This window comes from Qipengyuania huizhouensis, assembly GCF_019711635.1.
Classification (GTDB): domain Bacteria; phylum Pseudomonadota; class Alphaproteobacteria; order Sphingomonadales; family Sphingomonadaceae; genus Qipengyuania; species Qipengyuania huizhouensis.
In genome coordinates this window covers 117048-140659 of the sequence record NZ_JAIGNT010000002.1, presented here as the reverse complement: position 1 = coordinate 140659, position 23612 = coordinate 117048, and the positions used below count along the sequence as shown (strand labels likewise).

At 61.1% G+C, this 23612-nt stretch carries 25 protein-coding genes; 6 read left to right on the top strand and 19 right to left on the bottom strand.

Annotated elements, in window-relative coordinates:
- Positions 1–9: 9 nt before the first annotated feature.
- The 6 genes from K3180_RS03155 to K3180_RS03130 all read right to left on the bottom strand — a co-directional run bounded on the left by K3180_RS03155 (position 10) and on the right by K3180_RS03130 (position 7219).
- Complete coding sequence (locus tag K3180_RS03155; protein WP_221538220.1) at positions 10–1221, bottom strand: DUF445 domain-containing protein; 1212 nt, start codon at positions 1219–1221, stop codon at positions 10–12.
- 83 nt (positions 1222–1304) lie between these two features.
- Positions 1305–4775 (bottom strand): efflux RND transporter permease subunit, encoded by a 3471-nt coding sequence (locus K3180_RS03150; protein WP_221538219.1) that lies wholly within the window; start codon positions 4773–4775, stop codon positions 1305–1307.
- Between the two features lie 9 nt (positions 4776–4784).
- On the bottom strand, positions 4785–5978 hold the full coding sequence (locus tag K3180_RS03145; RefSeq protein ID WP_221538218.1) for an efflux RND transporter periplasmic adaptor subunit: 1194 nt from the start codon (positions 5976–5978) through the stop codon (positions 4785–4787).
- A gap of 244 nt (positions 5979–6222) precedes the next feature.
- Positions 6223–6489: a GlsB/YeaQ/YmgE family stress response membrane protein gene (locus tag K3180_RS03140; RefSeq protein WP_221538217.1), complete on the bottom strand. Its 267-nt coding sequence runs from the start codon at positions 6487–6489 to the stop codon at positions 6223–6225.
- Positions 6490–6625: 136 nt separating this feature from the next.
- Positions 6626–6925: a CtrA inhibitor SciP gene (sciP, locus tag K3180_RS03135; RefSeq protein ID WP_160608664.1), complete on the bottom strand. Its 300-nt coding sequence runs from the start codon at positions 6923–6925 to the stop codon at positions 6626–6628.
- On the bottom strand, positions 6926–7219 hold the full coding sequence (locus K3180_RS03130; RefSeq protein WP_221538216.1) for a hypothetical protein: 294 nt from the start codon (positions 7217–7219) through the stop codon (positions 6926–6928). It lies immediately after the preceding gene.
- A gap of 104 nt (positions 7220–7323) precedes the next feature.
- Here K3180_RS03130 and mnmA point away from each other — a divergent pair, with 104 nt between their 5' ends.
- The gene (gene mnmA / locus K3180_RS03125; protein ID WP_221538215.1) at positions 7324–8478 is read left to right on the top strand and encodes a tRNA 2-thiouridine(34) synthase MnmA; all 1155 of its coding nucleotides are present in this window, start codon (positions 7324–7326) and stop codon (positions 8476–8478) included.
- On the opposite strand, the gene K3180_RS03120 is transcribed toward mnmA, so the two are convergent.
- On the bottom strand, positions 8475–8813 hold the full coding sequence (locus K3180_RS03120; protein WP_221538214.1) for a hypothetical protein: 339 nt from the start codon (positions 8811–8813) through the stop codon (positions 8475–8477). The two genes, mnmA and K3180_RS03120, sit on opposite strands and share 4 nt — an antisense overlap.
- Positions 8814–8848: 35 nt before the next feature.
- Here K3180_RS03120 and K3180_RS03115 point away from each other — a divergent pair, with 35 nt between their 5' ends.
- A complete protein-coding gene (locus tag K3180_RS03115) occupies positions 8849–9982 on the top strand; it encodes a serine hydrolase domain-containing protein (RefSeq protein ID WP_221538213.1) in 1134 nt (377 codons plus the stop codon).
- Here the strand turns inward: K3180_RS03115 and K3180_RS03110 are convergent.
- From K3180_RS03110 to pdxH, 3 genes are read right to left on the bottom strand one after another with little or no spacing between them, the layout of a single operon-like run.
- On the bottom strand, positions 9961–10761 hold the full coding sequence (locus tag K3180_RS03110) for a PhzF family phenazine biosynthesis protein (protein ID WP_221538212.1): 801 nt from the start codon (positions 10759–10761) through the stop codon (positions 9961–9963). The genes K3180_RS03115 and K3180_RS03110 overlap by 22 nt on opposite strands.
- Positions 10761–11696: a cation diffusion facilitator family transporter gene (locus tag K3180_RS03105; protein WP_221538211.1), complete on the bottom strand. Its 936-nt coding sequence runs from the start codon at positions 11694–11696 to the stop codon at positions 10761–10763. The genes K3180_RS03110 and K3180_RS03105 overlap by 1 nt, the downstream gene beginning before the upstream one ends.
- 10 nt (positions 11697–11706) lie before the next feature.
- Positions 11707–12330, bottom strand: coding sequence for a pyridoxamine 5'-phosphate oxidase (gene pdxH, locus K3180_RS03100; RefSeq protein ID WP_221538210.1), 624 nt, complete (start codon positions 12328–12330; stop codon positions 11707–11709).
- A 202-nt stretch (positions 12331–12532) separates the two neighbouring features.
- Between pdxH and K3180_RS03095 the strand changes: the two genes are divergently transcribed.
- The 4 genes from K3180_RS03095 to K3180_RS03080 all read left to right on the top strand — a co-directional run bounded on the left by K3180_RS03095 (position 12533) and on the right by K3180_RS03080 (position 16344).
- Positions 12533–13504 (top strand): DnaJ C-terminal domain-containing protein, encoded by a 972-nt coding sequence (locus K3180_RS03095; RefSeq protein WP_221538209.1) that lies wholly within the window; start codon positions 12533–12535, stop codon positions 13502–13504.
- 137 nt (positions 13505–13641) lie between these two features.
- Positions 13642–14535, top strand: coding sequence for a YhjD/YihY/BrkB family envelope integrity protein (locus K3180_RS03090; protein WP_221538208.1), 894 nt, complete (start codon positions 13642–13644; stop codon positions 14533–14535).
- Entirely contained in the window at positions 14532–15341 is an 810-nt protein-coding gene (gene fabI / locus K3180_RS03085) for an enoyl-ACP reductase FabI (protein ID WP_221538207.1), read from the top strand. Before K3180_RS03090 ends, fabI begins: the two co-directional genes overlap by 4 nt.
- A gap of 1 nt (position 15342) precedes the next feature.
- Entirely contained in the window at positions 15343–16344 is a 1002-nt protein-coding gene (locus K3180_RS03080) for a GDP-mannose 4,6-dehydratase (protein ID WP_221538206.1), read from the top strand.
- A gap of 4 nt (positions 16345–16348) precedes the next feature.
- Here K3180_RS03080 and wecB read toward each other — a convergent pair whose 3' ends face one another.
- The 9 genes from wecB to K3180_RS03035 form a co-directional block, all read right to left on the bottom strand.
- Entirely contained in the window at positions 16349–17470 is a 1122-nt protein-coding gene (wecB, locus tag K3180_RS03075; protein WP_221538205.1) for a non-hydrolyzing UDP-N-acetylglucosamine 2-epimerase, read from the bottom strand.
- 41 nt (positions 17471–17511) lie between these two features.
- Positions 17512–18108 carry a hypothetical protein gene (locus K3180_RS03070; protein ID WP_221538204.1) on the bottom strand — a complete coding sequence of 199 codons (597 nt, stop codon included), beginning with the start codon at positions 18106–18108 and terminating at the stop codon, positions 17512–17514.
- 87 nt (positions 18109–18195) lie between these two features.
- Entirely contained in the window at positions 18196–18723 is a 528-nt protein-coding gene (locus K3180_RS03065; protein ID WP_221538203.1) for a demethoxyubiquinone hydroxylase family protein, read from the bottom strand.
- Positions 18720–19205, bottom strand: a complete 486-nt coding sequence (locus K3180_RS03060; RefSeq protein ID WP_221538202.1) for a disulfide bond formation protein B — start codon at positions 19203–19205, stop codon at positions 18720–18722. Before K3180_RS03060 ends, K3180_RS03065 begins: the two co-directional genes overlap by 4 nt.
- 16 nt (positions 19206–19221) lie before the next feature.
- A complete protein-coding gene (locus K3180_RS03055) occupies positions 19222–20562 on the bottom strand; it encodes a S41 family peptidase (protein ID WP_221538201.1) in 1341 nt (446 codons plus the stop codon).
- A gap of 117 nt (positions 20563–20679) precedes the next feature.
- The gene (locus K3180_RS03050) at positions 20680–21906 is read right to left on the bottom strand and encodes a murein hydrolase activator EnvC family protein (protein ID WP_221538200.1); all 1227 of its coding nucleotides are present in this window, start codon (positions 21904–21906) and stop codon (positions 20680–20682) included.
- 33 nt (positions 21907–21939) lie between these two features.
- Positions 21940–22362: a 23S rRNA (pseudouridine(1915)-N(3))-methyltransferase RlmH gene (locus tag K3180_RS03045; protein WP_221538199.1), complete on the bottom strand. Its 423-nt coding sequence runs from the start codon at positions 22360–22362 to the stop codon at positions 21940–21942.
- Between the two features lie 85 nt (positions 22363–22447).
- Positions 22448–22807 (bottom strand): ribosome silencing factor, encoded by a 360-nt coding sequence (gene rsfS / locus K3180_RS03040; protein WP_247710267.1) that lies wholly within the window; start codon positions 22805–22807, stop codon positions 22448–22450.
- A gap of 129 nt (positions 22808–22936) precedes the next feature.
- Positions 22937–23611 (bottom strand): nicotinate-nucleotide adenylyltransferase, encoded by a 675-nt coding sequence (locus tag K3180_RS03035; protein ID WP_221538197.1) that lies wholly within the window; start codon positions 23609–23611, stop codon positions 22937–22939.
- Position 23612 lies beyond the last annotated feature (1 nt).

The following is a 23612-nucleotide window of genomic DNA, read 5'->3' as shown; positions in this document are numbered from 1 at the left end:
ACGCGCTCGCTAGCCGAATGCCGTTGACAATGCGTGCAGGGTCAGCCCCACCAGCCCGCCAACCAGTGTTCCATTGATCCGAATGAACTGCAGATCGCGGCCAACCGCATTTTCCACACGGCCTGTGAGGGTCGTCGCATCCCAGCGGCGGACGGTTTCGCTGACGAGTTGCACGATCTGATCGCCATAGCGCGTCGCCACGCCCACGGCGGTACGGCGGGCGAAGCGGTTGACCTGCTGCTGCAAGCGGATGTCGTCGCGTAAGGCGCCGCCGAGTTCGGCCAGGGTCTCTCCGAGGTAGCCGTCTCCGGCGCCGCCGCTTTCACGGATGCTGTTTATGAGACGCGCGCGGATACGCTCCCACACCGATTGCCACCAATCCGCGATCGCCGGATTGTTCACGAGCTCGACCTTCATGCGCTCGACCCGCGCCTGCATTTCGGGATCCTCGCGAAGGCCGCGGGCAAGTTCCTGAAGACCCTCCTCGATCTTGTTGCGAAGGGGGTGCTCCGGATCGACCAGCACTTCGGCAAGGAGCTTGTAGAGACCGTCGAGAACCGAGTTCGCAACCCTCTCGTCCAGACCGGTGAAGCGAAGCACGGCATTGGCCCGATTGTGCACCATATCGCGGACCATCTGCTCATTATCCTCGAGCACGAGGCCAGCCCAACGAATGATCTTGTCGATCACCACCTTGTGCCTGCCATCTTCGATCATCGCGTCGAGCATGCTGCCCAACAGGGGCGAGACTTCCAGCTTTTCGATTTGCGCGGCGAGTCCGGAGCGGACTTGGGTGCCGAGCCTGTCGGGATCGAGCGATTCCAGCACCTCGACCGCAAGCTCGCCTGCACCGGCTCGGACGCGCGAATCACGCGCGGCCCTGGGATCGGCGAGATAGCCCCCCACCGCTGCGGCCAAATTCATCGCCCCCATCCGGCGGGCTACGACTTGTGGCGTCAGGAAGTTCTCGCGCAAGAAACCTGCCATCGTATCGGCGATACGGTCCTTGTTCGCTGGAATGATCGCCGTGTGCGGGATCGGCAAGCCGAGTGGGCGGCGAAACAGCGCGGTGACGGCGAACCAGTCGGCAAGACCACCCACCATCGCCGCTTCGGCAAAGGCATGGGCATAGCCCCAGGCAGGATGCACATCGAGCCAGCGCCCCGACGCGATGAAGATAGCCGCCATGAGCACCAGCATGCCCGTGGCAGTACGACGCATGGCACGGGCGCGATCCGCCGGGAGCGGCTCGCCGCCCCTTCCAGTCAGATTATGGGAAGTGCCCGCCATACCCTAGGCGACGCTTACTCCGCCGGTTCGATCCCGGGTTCATGGGCTTTTGGCCCGGGAACACCGTCTTCGTCGCCCGGTCGATAGGTCAGGAACCTATTCCGCAGCCAGGGCCCAGCCCGCTTCTCGAACCCGTCCGCAAGGCTGAATCCAGCCGGCACGATCAGCAGCGTAAGCAGTGTCGAGAGGATCAGACCGCCGATCACCACCGTACCCATCGGCGCACGCCATGCCCCATCGCCCGACAGGCTGAGCGCTGTAGGCACCATACCTGCCGTCATAGCAACAGTAGTCATTACGATCGGCTGTGCACGCTTGTGCCCGGCATCGATGATGGCGTCCATCTTCTCCTGACCTGCATCCATGGCCTCGATCGCGAAGTCGATCAGCAGGATCGAGTTTTTCGAGACGATCCCCAGCAGCAGCAGCACACCGATCAACACCGGCATTGAGAGCGGCTGACCCACAATCCAGACTAGGAATATACCGCCGAGCGGTGCCAGAGCAAGCGAGGTCATGTTGACCAGCGGACTCATGAGACGCTTGTAGAGCAGGACCAGCACCGCGAAAACGAGTAGGATGCCCGCCATCAAGGCGATCGAGAAATTCTCCATAAGTTCCTGCTGCATCTCGTCTTCGCCGACCTGATCGCGGATCACGCCCTGTGGCAGGTTCGCCAGAGTAGGAAGGGCATCGACCTGCTCCATCGCGTTGCCACGCAATACGCCGCTGGCAAGGTCGGCTCCGATGAAGACCCGTCGGTTCTGGTTATAGCGCTGGATCGTCGTCGGACCCGAACCGAAAGTGATGTCGGCAATCCGGCCGAGGGGGACAGAAGTGCCGTTGGCCGTCGGAACCGGCAGGTTCTCGATCGTGACGATATCCTCCCGCGCCCCTTCCGGCAGACGCACTGTGATCGGGATCTGGCGGTCGGATAGCGAGAATTTCGCCGCGTTCTGTTCGATCTCACCCATGGTCGCGATACGGATCGCCTGACTCATCGCGGCGGTGGACACGCCCAGATCGGCAAGCAGTTCGGTCCGCGGCCTGATGATGATTTCGGGCCGCGGAACATCGGCTGTGATGCGCGGGGCGACGATGGTCGAAACGCCCTTCATCTCTTCTACGACCTTGGAGGCGGTGTCGCTGAGAAGTTCGGGATCGGAGCCTGCGAGCATGATCGTCAAATCGCGCCCGCTGCCACCGCCGCCGGGACCGTTCATGGAGTTCCAGCGGACCCGTGCATCGGGGATAAGGGCCAGTTCAGGAGCGAGAGCGCGGGTGAATACATAGGACGGACGTTCGCGATCTTCCTTCAAGGTAATGTAGAGCGTCGCCTGCCCTTCCCGGACGCGTTCGAGGACACGTTCGACTTCCGGCTGCTCATAGAGCAGGGCGGCAACCTGATCTGCCACGCGTTCGGTCGTATCCAGCGTCGTGCCCGGCACCATCTCGATCTCGACCTGGACGTTCTCGTCGTCGATTTCAGGATTGAACTGGAACGGTGTCTGCGTGAACAGCAGGACCGTCAGCAGGAAAGAGAACCAGCCCACACCCAGCATCCATACGCGGTGGTCATAAAAGCGCGCCTCGAGATAGCGCCAGCTCTGGCCAAGCCGCTCGCCAATCACACGGGTGAGGAAACCGAGGACTTTCAGGAGCCCGAAAACCAGAGCGAAACCGACCGCGGTAGCCACTGCCAATTGAATGATCTGCAGGGGGCGCATCACCAGATCGTGCAGGAACCCTTCCGATGCCACGGCATTGGCCAGCGTTTGGGGTATCTGCAATCCGTCGATCGCATTGAAGGTCATAAAAACCGCCACGCCGGAAATACCGAGCAAGGCGAACACGACGAGCAGGAGCGATAACGCATAGGCCCAGCGATGCTTGGGCCCCTCAATGCCCTCGCGGCGCGCACGCATCTTGCCGCGTTCAAGCGACCAGTGAAGCACGCGCATGTAGCGGTCCATCCACTTGCCTTTGCCGTGTTCGGCATGGCCGTGCGCTTTCAGGAAATAGGCCGACAGCATCGGTGTGATCATACGCGCGACGGCAAGGCTCATCAGCACCGCGATGACGACGGTCAGACCGAAGTTCTTGAAGAACTGGCCCGTCACGCCCGGCATCAGGCCGACGGGCAGGAAGACCGCGACGATGCAGAAGCTGGTTGCGACGACCGGCAGGCCGATTTCATCCGCCGCATCGATCGACGCCTGATAGGCGCTCTTACCCATGCGCATGTGCCGGACGATGTTCTCGATCTCCACAATGGCATCGTCGACCAGAACACCCGCTACGAGGCCGAGCGCCAGCAGTGACAGGAAATTCAAATTGAACCCGAGCAGGTCCATGAACCAGAAGGTCGGGATCGCGGATAGCGGGATGGCGACTGCGGAGATGAATGTAGCACGCCAATCGCGCAGGAAGAAGAACACCACGACAACTGCAAGGATCGCACCTTCGATCATCGCCGCTATCGAGCTTGAATACTGGCTCTTGGTATACTTCACCGTGTCGAATAGCTGGATGAAGCGGACGTCGGGGTTTTCCGCCTCGATCTGCGCAATGAGCTCCTGCGCGTCTTCGTAAACGGTGACGTCCGAAGCGCCCTTTGCGCGGCTCATATAGAAGTTCACGACTTCCTGATCGCGGACCTTGGAAATGGATGTGCGTTCCGAATAGCCGTCGCTCACAGTCGCAACATCGCCCAGCCTGAGCGTCGTTCCGTCCGCAAGGCGGATCTGGCGCTGGGAGAGTTCGAAGGCGCTTCCGGTGTTGCCGAGAACGCGGACCGATTGGCGCGTGCCGCCGACCTCCGCCATGCCGCCTGCCGCATCGAGATTGTCGCGCCGCAGGACCTGGTTGATCTCGGATGCAGTTACTCCGTAAGCCTGCATCTTCGCAAGGTCGAGCGTGACTTCGATTTCCCGATCCACACCGCCGAAGCGCCCAGCTTCGGCCATTCCTTCGATCGACAGCAGACGCTTGGCGACCGTGTCATCGATGAACCAGCTGAGCTGTTCGATCGTCATGTCGCTCGCCTCGACGGCGTAAATGCCCAGGAAGCCGCCAGCGACATCGACCTTTTCGATACGCGGTTCGAGAATGCCCTCGGGCAAGCTTCCGCGCACGCCGTCAATCGCGTTCTTCACCTCGGAAACGGCGTCGTTGGGATCGGTGCCGATCTCGAATTCGACGAAGGTGTTCGAACTACCTTCACGGGCAGTCGAGGTAATCTTGTTGACCCCAGCGACCGAACGCACGGCCGATTCGACCCGCTGCGTGATCTGGTTCTCGATCTCGGTCGGTGCAGCACCAGGCTGGGAGATCGTGATGTTGACTGCCGGGAACTCGATATCCGGATTATTGACCACATCCATCCGCGCGAAGCTGAGAATGCCGGCCAGAAGGAGGGCCGTGAACGCAACCAGGGGGATGACCGGGTTGCGGATCGACCACGCGGAAAGATTGCGGAAGTTCATGCAGGCCCCCTATTGCCCGGCCGGGCGCGGATTGACCGTTTCGCCTTCGGTCAGGAAGCCCCCGGCACGCAGCACGATCTTCTCGTTGCCGGTAATGCCGCTCTCGATCACGACACCCTCGCTCGTGACCATGCCGGTTCTCACGGGCGTCCGCTGAACCTTGTTCTCGGCGTCCACCACATAGACGAAACTGCCATCGTCGTCCGACAGAACGGCGCTTTCGGGCAGCAGGGGAGCTGTGGTAGTGCCGCTGAGGATGCGGGCAGTAGCAAACCCGCCGGGCCGCAGGGCGGGATCATAGGAAAGCGCGATCCGCGCCGTCCCTTGCCGGTTCTGGGCATCGATGGTCGGGGCCACCTGCCATACCTGCCCGGTAAAGGTCTGTTCGGAGCCCACCGGCGTGACTTCGGCCGAAACACCGGCGCGAAGCCTGGTAAGCTGTTCCTCCCCCACCTGAGCGAGCATTTCGATCTCGCCGCCCCGGGCGAGACGGAACAAGGGGCCCGAACCGGCAGAAACCGTCGCGCCGACCTCGACATTGCGTTCAAGCACCAGGCCTGCCGAGGGAGCGACGATATTGAGCCTTGCATTGCGGGCCTGCAATTCGTCGAGCTGCGCGCGCGCCACGCGGACACGGGCTACGGCAGCATCCCGCGTCGCAGTGAGGCGGTCTACATCGGCTTGCGAGACGAAACCGCGCTCGACCAGTTGCAAAGAACGATCGAGATTGGACTGCGCAAGCTCCGCGTCGGCCTGCGCCACTTCGATCTGCGCAGCCGCCGCCCGAGCCTGCTGGGACTGAACCGAGCGATCGATCACGGCAAGGACCTGACCCTGCCGCACCCAGTCACCCGCTTCGACGGGGATGGAAACCACCCGGCCGCCTTCGCCCACAACACCTACCGGAGCATCGCGACGTGCAGCGAGTACACCGGTTGCCACGATCTCTCCCGCGACAGTGGTGCGCCCCGGCGAAACGACGGTGATGGCAGGTGCTTGCGAACCCGTATCCGCGGCTTCGTCTTCCGCGCCCATGGTCAGGAGAAGATACGCAGCGACGATCGCCGCGAGCACGACCAACGCGATAACGATATAGAGGCGCTTGCGACTGCGGGCTTCGCGTTCTGCGACTGCAGGCTCGCCATCGAGCGAAACGGCGACCGCTTCCCCCTTGTTGGACATGATCTCGGATTCGTACGTCATTCTGTTTGCCCCGTCTGGCAACGACTTTATTCGGCTTGGTGTATTAGTTGGCTAAATCACAAAGCGCAAGTCTGCGGTTTTCCTGGTAATGCAGGCTTCGATGCGGAGCAATCTTTCCCTCGACCGGAGTAGGAGACGGGTGGACGAATGTCGGGGGCCTTGTCCGAAACCAGTCTGGAAGATGCAAAAAGGGCGGCACAGCCAAGACTGCACCGCCCCTTGTATTTAAAAATGCTTTATAGCGTTACCGCACGCGACCCCGCTGGACGAGGTTTACGATGCCGAGCAGCACGATGGCGCCCACGATCGCGATGATAAACCCGGTCAGATCAAAGCTCTGAATGCTACCTTCGATGCCGAACAAAGTGCCGGCGAGGAAGTTGCCGATAAGCGCACCGACGATGCCGACCACGATATTCCAGAAAATACCCATCGACGCATCACGGTTCATAACCAGACTTGCGAGCCAGCCGGCCACACCGCCGACGATAATTGCGATAATCCAACCCATTGCAAAACCTCCTGTTATCCTCCCATCCGACCCTATGCCACCCCGAACGGATGTCAAGGTCGGTGGTTCCCCTTCTGCATAGGGACAGGGATTTAGCGGGTTTGCGAGCGTTTTGTTCCCGGGCCGGGCAAGTCGCTCAGTATTTGAACTGACGTTCGTAGAGATCGCGGTAATGCTGGATGCGCGTAACACGCAGGCCCTGCATGCCCGAACGGTCGACGGCACGCTGCCAGGATGCAAACTCTTCCAGCGTCAGCCCGTAGCGCTCGAGCACTTCATCGATGGTCAGCAGACCGCCATTGACCGCCGCGACTACCTCCGCCTTGCGGCGCACGACCCAGCGCTTCGTCGAAGGCGACGGCAAGTCCTTCAGGGTCAGCGGTTCGCCAAGCGGGCCGATCACCTGTGCAGGGCGGATGTCCTGATTTTCGATCATCTATTTCTCTCGGTCGCCTTGCACCGCACCATTTGCGGCTCGGCCCTGACCTAACGCCTCGGTTTTGCCATGCGCTAAACCAGTTTGGTTAATGGCCCGTTTACTTTCTCCGCAATTTTCCTTGCGTGCTTCGCCAAAGGCCTCGAAGCCGCCGTGGTCTCCCTTGGCAAGTTCTTCGCGCAGTTCGCGTGTTGCCGAAAGCTTCGCGACCAGTTCCGTCCAGCGGAACTGGTGCAAACCATCGCTTTCTCGAGCGTCGCGAACGGTCTTCTTGTTGATCTGCCCCTCGAACATGCGATCGTTGATAGGCTTACATGGTAAAGTATGTGTGAATCATGTTTGGCCGCGCAACCAGCTAAGGGCTGGAGGCGAACGGCGCGGACGTGTAAGGGGCAACCATGCCCGAATCCCGCCTCCTCGACCCGGCAAGTGCCGCCGGGCTGTTCGGCCTTGATAAGCCTGCATCCGAAAGCCGGATCGTAGTCGCTATGTCGGGGGGTGTGGATTCGTCGGTCGTGGCGGCGCTGGCAGCCATGAGCGGGGCCGAGGTTATCGGCATTACCCTGCAGCTTTACGACTATGGAGCCGCAACAGGCCGCAAGGGTGCGTGCTGCGCCGGCGACGACATCGCCGATGCGCGCGCCGTTGCCGACCGGCTGGGAATCGCACATTACGTTTCCGACCACGAAAGCGCGTTTCGCGAGGAAGTGGTCGAAGCCTTTGCCGACGAATATCTGGCCGGTCGCACGCCCGTCCCCTGCATCCGTTGCAACATGGGGCCCAAATTCACCGACCTCTTTGCCATGGCGCGCGAACTTGGGGCGGATTGCCTCGCCACCGGCCATTACGTGCAGCGCAGGATGGGGCCGGCCGGCGCGGAACTGCATCGCGCCACCGATCCCGCCCGCGACCAGTCCTATTTCCTCTACGCAACGACCGAGGACCAGCTCGACTACCTGCGCTTTCCCTTGGGCGGCCTGCCCAAGAGCGAGGTACGCGAATTGGCCGAAGCATCTGGCCTGCGCAATGCGGCCAAGCCCGACAGCCAGGATATCTGCTTCGTGCCCGACGGCGATTATGCGAAGATCGTCAGGAAGATGCGACCCGAAGGCGCGCGTCCGGGCGCCATCATCCACGCCTCGACCGGCGAAGAACTGGGCGAACATCGCGGCGTGATCCATTACACTGTCGGCCAGCGCCGCGGCCTGGAGATCGGCGGTCAGCCCGAGCCGCTATATGTCGTCGGCATCGACGCCGCCGAAGCGCAGGTGAAGGTTGGACCCAAGCGCATGCTGGCCATCGAGGAAGCCAGGCTTGTCGAAACCAACCGCATCGGGCCGCTTCCCGATGCCCCCCTGACCGCCAAGGTCCGCAGCCTCGCCAAGCCCGTGCCGGTCACTCTCGAAGGGCCACTCGGCGGCGGGGCGTCGACCAGCATTCGCTTCGAGACACCCGAATATGGCGTTGCCCCCGGGCAGGCCGCGGTGATCTATGCCGGCGACCGGGTGGTCGGCGGCGGATGGATCGATTCGACCACGCGCTGCGCGGTCTAGTCTTCCCACTTCTGCAGCACGCAGCCGTAGCCCTCGCGATAGCTCGCCGTATCGGAGGCGATGAAGGGTATCGAAGCGGAAACGCTCCTCGTCGTCTCGTTCGCGCTTAGCGAAACCAGCTCCATGCCTTCCAGCTTGTCCTTGGCGCAATCTTCGAGGCTGCGGCCAGCTACGAAGCGACATGAACAGCCGACCCGCGCAGCATAGGCCGTTCCCGCCTCTCCGGTACGCGTAGCCGCTTCCCCATAGGCAAACCAGGCTGCTGCGAGCGCCACCATGACAACCAGGGCGAGCCAGAACCACCAGCGGGAGAAGAGAGAGCGTTTTTTCGCCATTGCGCGCGTTATTTCCTCATGCGAGTGACGCGGGCATGTTCCCGCGGTCGCACCCCCTTATCGCTCTTGTCCTTGCCACCACAAGCCTTGCCGCATGCGGTTCGCCCGGCCCGGCGGAAGAACCTCTGCTGAGCGAGGAAGCGCTGGCTGCAGTAACCGAAAATCCGGGCGCGCCAACCAAGGCGCTCGCGCGCGAGGTCGACGATCTTTTCAGGATGGAGGGCCTCGGCGAAACACGCGCACTGATCGTGCTGCATGACGGTACGATCGCAGCCGAGCGGTACGGCGAAGGCTACGATCCAGACACGCGCTTCGTCAGCTGGTCGATGGCCAAGACGGTCACCGCGCTGATGATCGGCCAGCTCGTCGGCGATGGTTTGCTGCGGCTCGACCAGCCCGCTCCCGTCCCCCGCTGGCAGCGTAGCGGAGACCCTCGTGCGGATATTACCCTGCGGCATTTGCTGCAGATGCGCAGCGGGCTGGAGCATACCGAAGCGGGCGACCCGCCCTATGAGAGTAGCGAGGTGCGAATGCTCTTTCTCGACGGACGGGACGACATGGCGGACTATGCCACTGCCCAACCACCCGAGGCCGAGCCGGGCGAGAAGTTCGAATATTCTTCCAATACCACGGTGATTCTTGCCGATATCGCCTCGCGTGTGCTGTCCGACGCCGGGCATGCCGAGGCGCGGCGCCGTGCGGTGAAGGATTACCTGTCCGCGCGCCTGTTCGAGCCGCTCGGCGCCACTTCCATGGTTCCCGAATTCGACCGCGCAGGAACATTGATCGGCGGAAGCCTGATGCATGCCACTGCGCGCGACTGGGCGAAGCTGGGCGAACTGATGCGGCGCAAGGGCTCGCATCGGGGCGAACAGCTCGTTCCGCGAAGCTGGGTGGCCCAAATGGTCCAACCAAGTCCCGGTTCACCGCAGTACGGCCTCCAGACCTGGCTCAACCGGCCGACGGGCGATGAAGATCACCCGCTGTTCCCCGATCGCGCGCCGCACTCGGCCTTTTCGATGATCGGTCATATGGGCCAATATGTGTTCGTTTCACCGGAACAGGGACTGACCGTGGTGCGCCTCGGTCATTCCAATGCCGAAGAACGCAAAGCCATGTTGCAGCAACTGGCCGATATTGTGGAGCTTTACCCGGCCGAGGGCAGATAGAAGCTTCCCTCGACCACGGTGACGCAGTTCCCGCCCAGAACCGCCTTGTCGCCTTCGCGGCGGCATCGCGCGTGACCGCCCCGCGGCGATGTCTGATAGGCACTGAAGCTTCCGCGCCCCAGCCGTTCGGTCCAGAAATAGGTGAGGCAGGCATGGGCAGACCCGGTGAAGCTGTCCTCGTCCACTCCGCCCCCGGGGACAAAGACACGGCTGACGATATCGGTATCCGAGCCAGGCGCAGTACAAATGAACTGGTCGTTCCCGAGCGCCGCGAGACCTTTCAGGTCCGGGTCGAGCGCGCGCACCTCGTCTTCGGTTCTGTAAAGGTAGATGCCGTATCCATCGGGATTGAGCCAAACTTCTTCTGGCTCCGAACGAAGTAGCGCTACGGCCTCGCTCCAGTCGCCCTGGATGGTAGGGATGAGAGGAAGAGCCAGTTCGTACCCTGCATCGCACCGCCTCACCTCGAGGTTGCCTGCCTTGCGGGTGCGGAAGGTGACCCGCTCGCCCCCGTCCCGCTCCAGCAGGACATGCCCGCTTGCCAGGGTCGCATGGCCGCACAGGCGCACTTCTTCCGTTGGCGTGAACCAGCGTAGCTCCCAATCAGCCTCACCCGTCTGATCCTTCGCGAGAAAGGCGGTTTCGGCGAAGTTGTTTTCTTCCGCAATGGCTTGCAGCGTGGCATCGTCTAGCCAGCTCTCCAGCGGCATCACCGCCGCCTGGTTCCCGGTAAAGGGCCGCGAGGCAAAGGCATCGACATGGGTATAGGGCAGCTTCATCAGTCTTCCGGATCCAGTTTGGCGAACTCGTTTTCCTCGACGAGCGGGTTGCCGGGCTCATCCACATGGCCTTTCGGATCGATGTGGATCAAGAGCTCCATCGCAGGGAAGCGGCGGCACAGGTCTTTCTCGACACGCTCGATGATATCGTGCGCCTGCCCAACGGTCATGCTGCCCGGCAGGTCGACATGGAATTGCACGAAGTCGCGGTTACCGCTGGTGCGCGTGCGCAGGTCATGAAGGTTGGATAGCTCGGGGTGTTCGGCAGCGGCCTCCACAAAAGCGAGACGCTTCTCTTCTGGCCATTCGCGGTCCATCAGATCGTCGACCGCTTCGCGCGCTGCGTTGAACGCCCCCCAGCCCAGCCAGGCGGCGATGGCAAGACCGAATAGCGGATCGGCCAGGCCAAATCCGGCATATTGATCGAGCATCAAGGCCGCGATGACTGCCACGTTGAGCAACAGGTCCGACTTGTAATGCAGATGGTCGGTCTGAATTGCGAGACTGCGCGTCCGGCGCATAACATGCCGCTGCCAGCCGAGCAGCGCAAAGGTGAGCACAATCGCAACAACCGAAACCGCAATTCCTTCCTCGGCAGCGGCAGTTTGGCCACCTTGAGCCAACTGACTGATCGCCCGCACTGCAATCCCGAAGGCGGACAACGCGATCAGCATCACCTGGAAGATTGCCGCCAAAGCTTCGGCCTTGCCGTGGCCGAAGCGGTGGTCCTCATCGGCCGGCATGGAAGCGATCCAAACGCCGGTGAGGGTGGCGATGCTGGCAATCAGGTCGAGCGTCGAATCGGCCAGGCTGCCGAGCATGGCGGTAGAACCGGTGCGCCAGCTCGCCCAGCTTTTCAGGGCGACGAGGATTACCGCGACCGTGATCGAGGCTATAGCCGCAGAGCGGGCGAGACGGGTGCGTTGGTCGGTCATGGCCGGATCTTCACGGATAGAGTAGCGTGTTCGACCACGTGCCATCCGGACCTTCGCGGGTGAATTGCCTGCGGTCGTGAAGACGGAACTCGCGGTCGCGCCAGAATTCGATCGTGTGCGGGGTCAGCAAGTAACCCGTCCAATGCTGGGGACGCGGAATATCGCCTTCGGGATACCGCTTCTCCAGCGCTGCAACCCGCTCGAGATAAAGCTGGCGATCGGGAAGCGGACGTGACTGGTCGCTAGCCGCGGATCCGATCTGGGATGCGCGCGGGCGCGAATGGAAATAGCTGTCGGCCTGTTCCTCGCTCACCTCCGCAAGCATACCCTCTATGCGAATCTGGCGACGCAGACTTTTCCAGTGGAACAGCAAGGCCGCCTGCATATTCGCGCGGATTTCTTCGCCCTTACGGCTTTCGGCATTGGTGTAGAAAACGAAACCTCCACCTTCACCCCATTGGCTGCCGTGGCCCTTCAAAAGGACCATACGAACCGAGGGTCGTCCGTCGGGAGTCGCGGTTGCCAGTGCCATGGCGTTCGGATCGTTCGGTTCGGCCTTCCTGGCCTCGGCGAACCAGGTTTCGAATAGCGTGAAGGGATCCGTGACCGGAATTGCGCTTTCAGCCTCATTCATCGCCCGCTCCTGCAGGATGGAACACCTGGTATGCTGCCCAGAGACAAAAACACAGTCGAGGCGATTTCATGCGCAAAAGCCGGAACTTCGGCGGATTTCTGGGGATTGGGCATAGACATGATCGGCATTCCTAGCCCTGCTGGCAATCGTATGAAAGGCTCTCTGCTTGCGCGCGTGAAGCGTCGCAACTAGCTAACACACCATGGCAGACCCGTATTCCACCCTCGGTATAACGCGTAGCGCGAGCGAAAAGGACATCAAGAGCGCCTATCGCAAGCTGGCAAAGGAACTGCATCCCGACCGCAACAAGGACAATCCCAAAGCGGCCGAGAAGTTTTCGGACATCACAAAGGCCTACGACCTTTTGTCCGACAAGGACAAGCGCGCCCAGTTCGATCGCGGCGAGATAGACATGGAAGGCAATCCGGCCAATCCCTTCGCCGGGATGGGCGGCAACTCGCGTGGCGGCTTCAGTGGAAGTGCGGGAGGTCAGCGAGGTTTCCGGGCAGAAGATTTCCATGGTTTCGGCAACGAGCAGGTCGATCTCGGCGACATCTTTGAAGGGCTGTTCGGTGGCGGTCGTACGCGCGGAACCGCCCGTCCCGACGGGATGGGCGGCGATCCGTTCGGCGGTCGTCACGCCCCTCCCCCCAGAAAAGGTGCGGATATCGGTTACACGCTGCGAGTCCCGTTCGTGGATGCTGCAACCCTCAAGGACCAGCGCATCACTCTGGCCGACGGCAAAACCATCGATCTCAAGCTTCCCAAGGGGCTGGAAGACGGAACGCAGATGCGGCTCAAGGGGAAGGGACAGCAGGGGCCGGGGGGCGCCGGCGACGGATTGGTGACGATCAAGATCGACAGGCACAAGCTCTTTGCGCGGGACGGCTCCGATGTGCGCTGCGATCTACCGATCACGCTCGACGAGGCAGTGAACGGCGGGAAGGTACGCGTCCCGACGGTCGATGGACCGGTGATGATGACGATCAAGCCTGGAACCGATGGCGGGACCGTTCTTCGCCTGAAAGGCAAGGGGTTCACCAAGAAGGATGGTAGCCGCGGAGACCAGCTCGTCACGCTCGAAATTCAGCTTCCGCAAGACCTCGCCGATCTTGCCAAGCGGCTCGAGGGATGGAAGGACGAAAGCAACCCGCGAGCCGATCTCGGAGCGTAAGCCTGTACGAATCCGATCCTCCAGAACCGAAGGAGCGCCAGATCCGGTCGCTCTCTCCTGAGGCGCGCCGGAAACAGGCACAGCACCTGCGCGGGCGGATCAAGAAGCACGTCGGTCCGGGAACTCGCGTCTGGGAAGTGGCCAAGCGAACCCTGGTCGGCACCTATAACGACGGTTTCATCCATGCCGGCAATCTTGCCTATCTGGCGATGCTGTCGATCTTCCCCTTCTTCATCCTCGGCGCTGCGATCTTTTCCGCCATTGGCGAGGAAAGCGAGCGTGCGGCGACGATCAACGCGGTACTTTTTGCCCTGCCCCCGGTGGTCGGCAACGTCATCGAGCCTGTTGCGCGGGATGTAATCCAGGCACGTAGCGGGTGGTTGCTGTGGGCGGGTGCTTTCGTCGCGCTGTGGACCGTGGGAAGTCTCGTCGAGACCATTCGGGATATACTCCGCCGTGCCTACGGAACCGAGGCCACAGAGGCGTTCTGGAAATACCGATTGTTCTCGACCGGGGTGATCCTTGGCGCGGTGCTGTTGCTCATGCTCAGCCTGATGGCCCAGTTCGTGATCGGCGCAGCGCAGCAGATCATCGAGGCCTATTTCCCCGACCTGGTCGACAGGGTACTCGAACTGCAACTTTCACGCATTGTCCCCGCACTGGGCCTGTTCGGCTCTCTCTATCTCATCTTCTACACTCTTACTCCATCCGAATATCGCCGGCGGCGCTATCCCAAATGGCCTGGAGTGCTGCTGACGACTCTTTGGTGGATCGCCGTGACCACCATCATGCCGGCAGTGCTGACCAGCTTCTTCGCTTATGATCTGACCTATGGCGGGCTGGCCGGTGTGATGGTCGCACTGTTCTTTTTCTGGCTTGTCGGCCTCGGTGTGGTTATCGGCGCGGAACTCAACGCTGCACTTGCGGAAACGCCCGAAGAAGAAATGAACCTGATCGGACAGGCGGACGAGGGGCGCAGGGTCGAACTCGCAAAGGAAATGCAGGAAGAGCAGGAAGGAAACGTGGAATGACCGGTCTTATGGAGGGCAAGCGCGGCCTCATCATGGGTCTGGCCAACGACAAGTCGCTGGCCTGGGGTATCGCCAAGAAGCTGCACGAACACGGGGCAGAAATGGCATTTTCCTATCAGGGCGAAGCGCTGAAAAAGCGCGTTGGGCCGCTGGCCGAGCAGCTTGGCAGCGACTTTACCTTCGAGTGCGATGTTTCGGACATGAAAGCGCTTGATCGCGCATTCGACACGCTGAAACAGCGCTGGAACACGATCGATTTCGTGGTTCACGCCATCGGCTTTTCGGACAAGAGTGAACTGCGCGGGAAATATGTCGACACCAGTCTCGACAATTTCCTGATGACGATGAACATCTCCGCTTACTCGCTGGTCGCAGTCGCCAAGCGGGCGCGCGAGATGATGACCGATGGCGGTAGCATCCTTACGCTGACCTACTACGGCGCGGAAAAAGTCATCCCGCATTACAACGTCATGGGCGTTGCCAAGGCGGCGCTGGAGACGAGCGTGCAGTATCTCGCCAACGATCTCGGCCCCGAGAACATCCGGGTGAACGCAATCAGCGCCGGTCCGATCAAGACATTGGCCGCGAGCGGGATCGGCGACTTCCGTTATATCCTCAAGTGGAACGAGTATAACTCGCCGCTCCGCCGGAACGTCACAATCGAGGACGTGGGTGGCTCCGGCCTATACCTCCTTTCCGACCTATCTTCGGGTGTGACGGGCGAGACGCATCACGTCGATGCCGGCTATCACGTTGTAGGCATGAAACAGGAAGACGCGCCCGACATCGCGCTCGACAAGAACTGACTTGGCAAGGGTACTCGTCACCGGAGCGGCAGGCTTCATCGGCGCGGCGGTGGCCGAACGCCTATGCGCGCGAGGTGACGAGGTTCTGGGTATCGACAGTCTCAACGAGTATTATCCGGTCTCGCTGAAGAAAGATCGCCTCGCGAATGTAGAGGCGGGCGCGCAGGGACGATTTGCCTTCAAACATATCGACTTTTCCGACTGGGAGATGCTCTCAGCAGCGCTTGAAGTCGAGACTTTCGACAGCATCGTCCATCTCGGCGCGCAGGCCGGTGTACGCTATAGCCTCGAAAACCCTCGCGCCTATGTCGAAGCCAACCTGATGGGCCATCTCAACCTGCTCGAGGTGGCACGGCACCGCACGATCGGCCATATGGTCTATGCCAGTTCTTCGAGCGTCTATGGTGGCAACGAAACGCTGCCTTTCGCGGTGGAAGACCGCGCCGACCATCCCGTCTCGCTCTACGCAGCGACGAAGCGCGCCGACGAACTCATGAGCGAGACTTACGCCCATCTCTATCGCATTTCGCTCACAGGCCTGCGCTTCTTTACCGTCTACGGACCTTGGGGCCGTCCGGACATGGCGCTTTGGCTTTTCACCGATGCAATCCTTGCCGGACGAGCCATAAAGGTCTTCAACAACGGCGAAATGTGGCGAGACTTCACCTTTATCGACGACATCGTGAATGGCGTAGTCGCCTGCCTCGATAGCCCGCCGGTCGATGATGGCACGGAAAAGGCAGGTGGAAGCGTCAAATCCCACGCGCTTTACAACATCGGCAATCACCGCAGTGAAAAGCTGACTCGCGTCATCGAACTGATCGAAGAGGCTTGTGGCAGGAAGGCGGAGATAGAGTTCCTCCCGATGCAGCCGGGCGACGTCGAGAAGACCTATGCCGACATCGACGCTATCCAGCGCGACATCGGCTACCAGCCGACCACGTCAATCGAACAGGGCATTCCCCGCTTCGTCGAGTGGTACCGCAAGTACCATAGCCTTTAAGCGCCTAACCTGCTGCCAGCAGATCGCAAATACGCTGCGATGAATGACCATCACCGAAAGGATTATGCGCGCGCGCCATGAGGGCATAGGCCTCATGGTCGTCGAGCAGGTGCTCGGCCTCGCGGACAATCGTCTCCGTGTCGGTTCCAACCAGCTTGGCGGTCCCCGCCTCGACACCTTCCGGACGTTCGGTGGTCTCGCGCATAACCAGCACAGGCTTGCCGAGGGCGGGCGCCTCCTCCTGCACTCCACCGCTGTCGGTGAGCATCAGATGGCTGATATCCAGCAGACGCGCGAAGTGGGGATAATCGAGCGGTTCGATCAGGGCGACGTTGCCGAGACCTTCGAGCTGCTCGTTCATCACCGCACGTACATTCGGGTTCATGTGGACAGGAAAAATAACCGCGATGTCATCGCGTGAGGCAATACGCTTAACCGCATTAGCAATATTCTGTATCCCTTCGCCGAAATTTTCGCGCCTGTGGCTGGTTATTCCAATGATACGCTTGCCAGCAAACCGCTTTTCGAGATCAGCGAGACCCGAGGCGAGCGAGGGTTGAGCCTCGATCCGCCCGGTTACCCATTTGAGCGCATCGATCACCGTATTGCCGGTGACATGCACGCAGGCCGGATCGACATTCTCTTTCAACAACGCGTCTGCGCTGGTCTGCGTCGGTGCGCAGTGAAGCCTGGCGAAAGTACCCACCAGTCGGCGGTTCACTTCTTCGGGCCAGGGCTGGTAGATGTCGCCGCTACGCAGCCCCGCCTCGATATGGCAGACGGGAATTTTCCTGTAATAGGCCGCGATCGCACCGGCCATTACCGTGGTGGTATCGCCCTGCACCACGACCCAATCGGGCTTTTCCTCATCCAGCACCTTGCCGATACCGGTGAGCGCCCGCGCCGTCAGTTCGTCGAGCGTCTGACCTTCGGTCATCAGGTCGAGATCGTGGTCTGGGCGAATATCGGCAATCGAGAGCACTTGATCGAGCATCGAACGATGCTGCGCAGAAACGCATACACGGCTTTCGAAGCGACTATCCGCTTCCAAAGCATGAATCAGGGGAAATAGTTTGATCGCTTCGGGTCGGGTACCGAAGATCGTAAGAATGCGGGGCTTGCTCACCCCCGATGATCTAACCAGAAACCTTTACGAAATAAAGATAATCAACCTTCCGGATCGCCTGCAACCAATTCTGCATCGCTCGCTTCAGGCTGAGGAAGAGGTTCTTCTTCGGGTGTCGCGGTTGCGCGTTCCCGCTCGAGGCGCTCCATATATTCGCGCTCGATCATTTCGACCTCTTCCTGCGTGCGCTCGGCGTCTTCGTCGATCGTCGATAGCCGTTCGGCGCGCGCGGCCGCAATCACTTCACTGAAGCGCACGGCGGAAGAATTTTCCTTGTCGGCATAAGCCTTGGCAATCATTTCCTGCGTGCAACCGGTGAAACCGCCAGCACCCGCGGGCGAGCAGGACATAATGCCGAAATCGCCGACCATTTCCAGTCGCTCCACGCGGTTCATCCAGGCTTCGGCCTGCGGTCCGTCGGTAAATCGCTGCGATTCGGGTATACGATAGCGCTCGCTTTCCGCCTGTCGCGCACAAACCACGATTGTACCATCATCGCCTTGCGGGCATTCATCATCTCCATAGACGATGACCATGTTGTAGCTTTCATCGCCAGTTTCGACCGGCGTCTGCGCATTGGATGGTCCAGCGAATGCAGCGGCAGAGAAAGCTACTAAGGCAAGCAGGGGTTTGGTCATAATGGCCTCTTGTGAGCGGTAGCGGTTAGTAGGCGCCTGAACGCGTGAACTATCAATGAAGCGAGTGAAAGGCACCTGCCGTTCCCGTCAGATTCTCTCGGAAATTCTGATGGCCGCCCGGCAACCCAGGCGAATCAGCCCCGACAGGATGGGATATGCAGGTGCGCGCTCTGCGCCTGCGGCCAGTGCCGCATCGCGGTGCTCACGCTCGTCTTCGCGGAACTCCTCGATCATTGCGGCGAGTTCCGGATCTTCATTGGTTTCCTCGAGCTCGTCGAGTTGCCTGGAATAATGCCGGTCGATTTCGGTTTCGACAGCCGCAGTGCACGCCATCGCTGCTTCCGGTCCGATCAGGGCTGTCGCAGCGCCGAGTGCGAAACCCGCACGATCCCAGAAAGGCTGGAGGGCAGTGGGGCGCACCCCGCGGCGAGCCATCAAGGCATCGAATTTCGCGCGGTGGCCAGCCTCCTGCTCCGCCATCCCGGCGATCTCGGCGGAGTCGGGCCCACGATCGCCCATGACGGCGAGTTGGCCAGCATAGATTCGCGTCGCCCCGAACTCTCCCGCCTGATCGACGCGTATCATCCGGGCGATATGGTCCGGTGTTTTGGTCATGATCGACCTTCCTTGCGGAGGAGATTGAATATGAACAGGCTGGTCGCCGTGGATATGAGGAAATTGAAGCCGGCAAGACTGATGCCCAGCAATGTCCACGGCGCTTCGTCGCACCGCACCACCGGTGCGTTCATGATTGCGTCGAGTGCGCTTTGTCCTTCGCCTGTCTGCGGAATGGCGGCGCAGGAGGTTACGCCTTCCCACCAACCATATTCGACACCGGCATGAAACAGGCCGATAAGTCCGGAGGTGAGCAGCCCCCCTGCCGCCAGCGCAATCCATAGCCGCTTAGGCGCGGCAAGGAAGGACAGCAAGGCGAAAGCTACGGCGGCGAAGTGAGGATAGCGCTGCCACCAACACATTTCGCACGGATAGAGATCGAAACCGTATTGCGACAGGTAAGCACCCGCGAGCAACAGCGCCGGGACTGCCAGCGCCAGTCGCTGCGCCATCCGCAGGTTCGGGCTTTCATTGATGCTCACCCTGGAGGCGCTACCTTCACTTCGTGCGCGAGGCAACGGACCGCGGACTTGTGCGGCGCAACGTCTCGACGGCGTAGTGCAACTGGAAGTCCTCGATACCCTGTGCTTCGAGTTCTTCCGCGGTTAGCTGGAACCGCGGATCGGTATGTGTATCGCTCTCCAGGTCTTCGTCCTTAATGCCCAGCTCGTTTATCAGATGGCCGCGCAAATCGCTTTCCCGCATCGTGAACTTCATGCGGCTGGCGAGATCGGGATCGGATAGCTGCGGAACCCTGATATCCGGCTTGATCCCACCCTCCTGCACCGAATGGCCGGAGGGTGTGTAATAGCGCGCCGTCGTGAGCTTGAGTGCGGCGTCGCGGCCCAAGGGGAGCAGCGACTGAACACTACCCTTGCCGAAGCTGCGTTCACCCATCACGATGGCGCGGCGATGGTCCTGCAGCGCACCAGCCACGATCTCGCTTGCCGAGGCTGAGCCGGCGTCGATCAGCACGACGATCGGCAGATCTTCCGCAATGTCTCCGCGAAAGACGGTTTCGGCGTCGTAACTTATCGATTCGCCGCGAGCCCGGCCGCGCTGCGAAACGATCTGGCCCTTCGACAGGAACAGATCGGAAAGCGCCACTGCCTCGTCCAGCGAACCGCCGGGGTTGCTGCGCATATCGAGCACGAGTCCGTTGAGGCGACCGGTGGCCTGCGTTTGCAAGTCCTTCCACGCAGCGAAAACATCGCTCCCGACATCGCGCGAAAACTCGTTGATCATGATGTGACCGATGTTGCCATCCTGCAATTCCCAGGTCACCGGCTCGAGCTCGATCAGACCGCGCGTGACGTCGAGGTCGAATGGCTCCTCGCGTCCCGGGCGGAATACAGTGAGTCGGATCGAGGTTCCCGCCTGACCACGCATGCGCGCCACCGCTTCGTCGAGATCAAGGCCGTAGATCAGTTCGCCATCGATATGGGTAATATAGTCGCCGGCCTTGATCCCGGCTTCATCTGCTGGACTCCCCCGGAAGGGCGAGATTACCTTTACGGCACCGTCTTCGCCGACAACCGAGAGACCAAGGCCCGAATAGTTGCCATCGATCATGGTTTCGAGCCGCTGGAGGTCGGAGCCGTCGAGATAGGCCGAATGGGGATCGAGAGCAGCAAGCATTCCGCTGATTGCGCCGTTGATGAGCACGTCATCCTCAACGGGCTCGACATAACTTGCCTTGACCCTTTGATATACTGCGAAAAGTTTCGCAAATTCCGGACCGGCGCTGCCTTCGACACGAGCAAGACCGGCAGTGGTTGCTGGTAAAAGAGCGACAGCGGTCACAAGGGCGGCCGAACGGGCCAGGGCGGCAAAGTTCATCGAGACGGATCTCCAGTTTCCGAAGCCGAGTCTATCGCGCATCGCGACTGAATGAAAGATGAGCCGAAAAGTGCAGTGCGGGCGATGGAATTTCTGCGTAGTCTTTCTGCTATCCGATCAACGCAGCTGGTCGAGAGGATTGACGGGTTCGCCATCATGCCTCAGTTCGAGAGTTGTGATGGGATTAATCGTAGCGGCAAGACCAAGCGGAGATCCCGCCGTAAGCTGCTGGCCGGTGTCTACGGAAAGGGTTCCCAGCCCGGTAACCAGACTGGTCCAGCCGCCTTCATGTTCGAGAATGACAATTCGCCCATAACCTTCATACTCCCCGGCGAAGCTGACCCGCCCATTGGCGGGCGCAATCACTTGCGCCCGCGGGCGTGAGAGGATGGAGATGCCGGGACGTCGACCACCATTGTCGGTAGTCTCGGCGAATCCCGAAACGACACGTCCCGCGACCGGCAACAGATAAATTTCAGGGGCATCCACTCGAGAGGCGGTTGAAGTAGCGGGGGTTGGTGGTAGCGAAGCCGAACCCGGGCGTGCCGGGCGAACAAGCGGACCGTCGAGTTTGGCAAGGCGCAGACGCAGGGCCGCCGATTGATCGAGCCTTGATATTAACGCATCAAGATCGCGCGCCTCTTCCGCCAACTCGATTGCGAGTGCCGCTTCGCGATTCGCCCCTCCCGCCGCCTGCCTGGCGAGTACACGTTCCTTCTCGGCCAAGGCGAGCATATCGCTCCGGCGTCGGTCGAGCGTTTGTTCTGCGCGGCGTCGGTCAGCCAGGAAGCCGCGACTTTCCGTTTCCAGGCGACGTGCCCGCTCAAGGTCGCCGCGCAATCCGGCGGTACGCTGCTGCACAATGGGTATAGCGCTTGCGAGAACGACGCGAGTATGGACGACGTCACGCAGCGACCCCGGCTGTAGCGCAGCGAGCGCGAGCGGCCGACGCGCCATCGTCTGAAGCGCGGCGGTGAGCTGCGCGAGTGGCTCGCGACGCTGAGAGAGATCATACGAAAGTGTACGTCGTTCACGCTCGACAATCGCGAGTTCGGCTTCAGCCGCGACGATACGCGCTTCTGCCTGCTGCACCCGAGCGGCGAGAGCAGCTGCGGCGGCTCGCGCCTTTCTCGAGGCTTCGCTGGAACGTCGGGCTTCGGCCTCGAGACGTTCGGCTCGCTGGCGTGCGCTACGCTGCTGGACTCGTGCGATTTCGAGAGCTTCCCGTGCAGCCGATGAATGGATCGAAGCTGAGGATTGTTGTGCGGTCAGCGGCGCAAGACCCTGCAAACCAACGATAATCGCCAGAGAAGCAGCAACGATAAGGGCAGCAGTGCGGTTCATGACGTCAGGCTTTCCTGCTGGCGTGATGCCCGATTATCCGCTCCGATGGTAGGGGTGACCGGCGATGATCGTAGTTGCTCGGTAAAGCTGCTCGGCCAACATGGCGCGCGCAAGCAGGTGCGGCCAGGTCGCCTTGCCGAAGGCGAGCAGCAGGTCGGCATCGTGCCGGTCTTCCTGCGAATGCCCGTCCGCAGCGCCCAGGATAAAGCGACACTCGCGCATCCCGTCGTCGCGCCAGCGCTCAAGGGTTCCAGCCAGCTTCTCGGAGGAAAAATCCTGGCCGCGCTCGTCCAGAAGCACGGTTTTGTAGGGCGTCTGCGGTTCGGGTATGCGCCCTCCGCTGTCGGGGAGTTCGGTGAATTTCACCGGCCAGACAAGGCGCTTCTCGTAGCGCGCGATCAGATCGGCCTCGGGTGATCGAGCAATCTTGCCGCGAGCGATGACGTGAAGAAGCATGTTCAGACCTGGCGCCGGATACTGAAGCGGTACGCGAGTGCGTTACTTGGCGTCGAAAACGCCCGAGGCAGCTCACGCAGAGGCGCTACGCCGTACCAGCCACTGGCGGTGCGTCGCCGAACGCCCACATCCGTTCCAGATTATAGAAGCTTCGCACTTCGGGCCGGAACAGGTGAACGACGATATCGCCGGCGTCGAGCAGCACCCAGTCTGCCGCGGGAAGCCCTTCGAGCTTTACCGGGCCGTACCCGCTCTGCTTGAGCTTTTCAGCGAGTTTCTGGGCAATCGAGGCAACCTGCCTCGTCGACCGGCCCGATGCGATCACCATATGATCGGCAATGGAGCTCTTTCCTGCAAGATCGATGGTCACGACATCCTGCGCCTGATCGTCATCGAGCTGTCCGAGCACAAAGTCGAGCAATTCGTCTTTCGTCGGTTCAGTCATGCGAACGACCTTGGTCGTGGCGATCCCGGAAACAGCCGGATCTGTATGCGCCTGAGTCATAGGCGATTGTACTACTCCTGATCGTGTAAGCCCTTGAGATAGGGAGTGGAGGGAAAACGGCAACACGCATCATGGCGTGGTCGTTTCCTCCGCCGAGGGTATGAGACGATGTGTCACCTGATCTCGCCGGGACAAGCCCGTATGGCGCAATGCCCAATCGGGGTCGGCACGGCGGATTGCCGTGGCCGAACGCGGATCGGGATCGAAACGCAATGTCACCAGTGCCGGTGCACTCCATTCACCCCCATTTGCAAAACTGGCGGATGGCACACGATAGTGCCTTAACCAGGCCATCGCGGGGCTTGCGATAGCATCGGCATCATAGCCGGGCCGGCCGATGACTGCAATCGGCATGGTGCGGGCAATCGTACGCCAGTCTTTCCAGAGGTGGAATTGAGCAAGATTGTCCGATCCCATCAGCCAGACGAAATCACACTTGGAATATCGCCTGCGGATAGCGCGCAGCGTATCGACCGTGTATCGCGTTCCCAATTCGCGCTCGATAGCGGTGACTCGGATCGGCGCGCGCTTCGCCTGCGCCATTGCTGCGCTTATGCGCGCCGAAAGCGGGGCCATGCCCTCCTTCGGCTTGAGCGGATTTCCGGGCGATACCAGCCACCAGATCTCGTCCAGTCCCAGCGCTGCGCGGGCGAAAAGGGAAATCCGCCGGTGGCCGCCATGCGCCGGGTTGAAGCTGCCTCCCAGCAAGCCGATGCGCGTCGCTCGCGAACCCGTCGACTTCAAT

Bases quoted from the DNA above. Each gene is read 5' to 3' on its own strand.
- K3180_RS03155 (WP_221538220.1), bottom strand. From the start codon at position 1,221: ATGCGTCGTACTGCCACGGGCATGCTGGTGCTCATGGCGGCTATCTTC.
- K3180_RS03150 (WP_221538219.1), bottom strand. From the start codon at position 4,775: ATGAACTTCCGCAATCTTTCCGCGTGGTCGATCCGCAACCCGGTCATC.
- K3180_RS03145 (WP_221538218.1), bottom strand. From the start codon at position 5,978: ATGACGTACGAATCCGAGATCATGTCCAACAAGGGGGAAGCGGTCGCC.
- K3180_RS03140 (WP_221538217.1), bottom strand. From the start codon at position 6,489: ATGGGTTGGATTATCGCAATTATCGTCGGCGGTGTGGCCGGCTGGCTC.
- sciP (WP_160608664.1), bottom strand. From the start codon at position 6,925: ATGATCGAAAATCAGGACATCCGCCCTGCACAGGTGATCGGCCCGCTT.
- K3180_RS03130 (WP_221538216.1), bottom strand. From the start codon at position 7,219: ATGTTCGAGGGGCAGATCAACAAGAAGACCGTTCGCGACGCTCGAGAA.
- mnmA (WP_221538215.1), top strand. From the start codon at position 7,324: ATGCCCGAATCCCGCCTCCTCGACCCGGCAAGTGCCGCCGGGCTGTTC.
- K3180_RS03120 (WP_221538214.1), bottom strand. From the start codon at position 8,813: ATGGCGAAAAAACGCTCTCTCTTCTCCCGCTGGTGGTTCTGGCTCGCC.
- K3180_RS03115 (WP_221538213.1), top strand. From the start codon at position 8,849: ATGTTCCCGCGGTCGCACCCCCTTATCGCTCTTGTCCTTGCCACCACA.
- K3180_RS03110 (WP_221538212.1), bottom strand. From the start codon at position 10,761: ATGAAGCTGCCCTATACCCATGTCGATGCCTTTGCCTCGCGGCCCTTT.
- K3180_RS03105 (WP_221538211.1), bottom strand. From the start codon at position 11,696: ATGACCGACCAACGCACCCGTCTCGCCCGCTCTGCGGCTATAGCCTCG.
- pdxH (WP_221538210.1), bottom strand. From the start codon at position 12,330: ATGAATGAGGCTGAAAGCGCAATTCCGGTCACGGATCCCTTCACGCTA.
- K3180_RS03095 (WP_221538209.1), top strand. From the start codon at position 12,533: ATGGCAGACCCGTATTCCACCCTCGGTATAACGCGTAGCGCGAGCGAA.
- fabI (WP_221538207.1), top strand. From the start codon at position 14,532: ATGACCGGTCTTATGGAGGGCAAGCGCGGCCTCATCATGGGTCTGGCC.
- K3180_RS03070 (WP_221538204.1), bottom strand. From the start codon at position 18,108: ATGACCAAACCCCTGCTTGCCTTAGTAGCTTTCTCTGCCGCTGCATTC.
- K3180_RS03065 (WP_221538203.1), bottom strand. From the start codon at position 18,723: ATGACCAAAACACCGGACCATATCGCCCGGATGATACGCGTCGATCAG.
- K3180_RS03055 (WP_221538201.1), bottom strand. From the start codon at position 20,562: ATGAACTTTGCCGCCCTGGCCCGTTCGGCCGCCCTTGTGACCGCTGTC.
- K3180_RS03050 (WP_221538200.1), bottom strand. From the start codon at position 21,906: ATGAACCGCACTGCTGCCCTTATCGTTGCTGCTTCTCTGGCGATTATC.
- K3180_RS03045 (WP_221538199.1), bottom strand. From the start codon at position 22,362: ATGCTTCTTCACGTCATCGCTCGCGGCAAGATTGCTCGATCACCCGAG.
- rsfS (WP_247710267.1), bottom strand. From the start codon at position 22,807: ATGACTGAACCGACGAAAGACGAATTGCTCGACTTTGTGCTCGGACAG.